Source organism: Paenibacillus sp. NMA1017 (genome assembly GCF_058895805.1).
In genome coordinates this window covers 1-2,167 of sequence record NZ_JBZXYR010000042.1, presented here as the reverse complement: position 1 = coordinate 2,167, position 2,167 = coordinate 1, and the positions used below count along the sequence as shown (strand labels likewise).

At 56.6% G+C, this 2,167-nt stretch carries 1 protein-coding gene; it reads right to left on the bottom strand.

Annotated features, from left to right (window positions below):
• A partial coding sequence (locus AC5ELV_RS26225; protein ID WP_493432447.1) for a non-ribosomal peptide synthetase occupies nucleotides 1–2,167 on the bottom strand: 2,167 nt, incomplete at both ends.

Here is a 2,167-nt window from a genome sequence, read left to right as displayed (position 1 = left end):
GTATACAACGCGCCTTCATCTACACTGCGTGTCCAAGCCTCGTAACCGGATGAAGCCTGACGGAATACCGTACGAAGCGCATCATGATGCCTCACGATATGATCCATGACTTGGCGAACCGCCGTCTCATCAAAGCCCTCGGCACGATAGAGCATGACCGCCTGATTAAAGTGCTGCGGACGCTCGCGCTCCTGCGCAAAAAACCAATGTTGGATTGGAAGCAACGAGGTTTCCCCGCTCACTTCTCCTTGATCTGCCATACGGCTGACCTCATGCATATGCGGTGCAAGTGTCGCAACCGTTGGATACTGGAACAAATCCTTCATGTCCAGCTTATAACCAGACTGGAATGTACGAGATGCGATTTGGATGGCCTTGATCGAATCGCCGCCCAGATCAAAGAAGTTGTCCAAAATACCGACCGTCTGTAATCCCAGTACTGACTGCCAGACCGCTGCCAGAGCGCGTTCTTGTGCGGTACGCGGCTCTGCATAATCCGATCCGGTTTGCAGGCTGCCTTCCGGTGCTGGCAGGGCTTTGCGGTCAATTTTGCCATTGGGACTCAGCGGCATCTGCTCCAGCTGTACAAAGTACGACGGCACCATGTAGCTTGGCAGCTCCCGACCCAGCTCACTTCTCAGCTCGCTGGTCCCGAGCTCTTGCCCCGCGACATAGTAGGCCACCATTTGTTTTTGGCCCGTTTCATCCGCACGAGCTGTGACGACAGCTTCGCGTACCGATTCCACTTGGAGCAGCTGCGATTCCACCTCGCCCAGCTCAATCCGGTAACCCCGGATTTTGACTTGATGGTCGATCCGGCCCAAATATTCGATGTTGCCGTCCGGCATCCATCTCGCCAAATCGCCTGTGCGGTACATCCGTTCATAGCCTGCTTCCCCGCCAGCAAACGGGTCTTTCACAAACTTCTCGGCCGTCAGCTCTGGACGGTTCAGATACCCACGTGCTACCCCTACACCGCCGATGCACAACTCACCTGCCACCCCAATCGGCTGCAGTTGCTCGGTACCTTCCTTCACGATGTACAGTCGTATGTTTTGAATCGGTTTTCCGATCGGGATAACCGCATATTCCTCATCCGGCTCGCAATCGAAGTGCGATACGTCCACCGTCGCTTCGGTTGGACCGTACAGGTTGATCAGCTTCGCTCCAGTCAGGCTCGACACAAGCCGCTGGAACCGGGCCACATGCTGTGGCGGCAATGCTTCGCCGCTGGCAAAGACATGACGCAACGTTGCTAGCTTCGCTTGCATTACTTCCCGTGGCTGCTGCTCCACATACTCCAGGAACGCATGCAGCATCGCCGGTACAAAGTGCATCGTGCTCACGCCATCGCGGGCAATCGTGTCGACGATGTCTTCCGGGTTCTTTTCCCCACCTACCGACAGCAAACTCACCTTCGAGCCGACCAGCGACCACCAGAACAGCTCCCACACCGACACGTCGAAGGTGAAGGCCGTCTTTTGCAGGATCGTATCTTCCGCACTCAAGCCGTAACGATCATGCATCCACAAAATCCGGTTCAGCGCAGAATGGTGCTCTACCATCACGCCCTTCGGTTTGCCCGTGGAGCCAGAGGTATAGATGACATAGGCGACATGGTGCGGTCCGGCCAGTGGCTCCAGATTCGAGCCATCTTCGTGGTAAATGTCTTGGCCAGACTGCTCCTGACGATCCAGCACCAGCACCTGGCCGTCGAAACTCAGCGATGCTTGCTCCGCCAGATGTGATTGCGTCAGCACCAGCTTCGCGCCCGAGTCCTCCAGCATAAAGCGGATGCGGTCCGCCGGATAGTCTGGATCGATGGGGACGTAGGCTCCGCCTGCTTTGAGGATCGCGTAGATACCTACGATCATGTCCAGCGAGCGGTGGACCAGAATGCCTACCGGCTGATCTGGTTCAACCCCTTCCGCACGCAAGGTGCGTGCGAGACGGTTGGCTCGCTCGTTCAGCTCCGCGTAGGTCAACGACTCCGCTCCGCACAACACCGCCACTTGCTCCGGCGTGTTCGCTGCCTGCTGCTCAAACAGACTCCTTAGCGTTTGATCCTGCGGATAGGCTGCCGCCGTATCTCCCCATACCTGAACAATCTGTGCCTGTTCTTCCGGTGTTACCAATTCCAGCTCATTCACACGGATATTTGGATTGT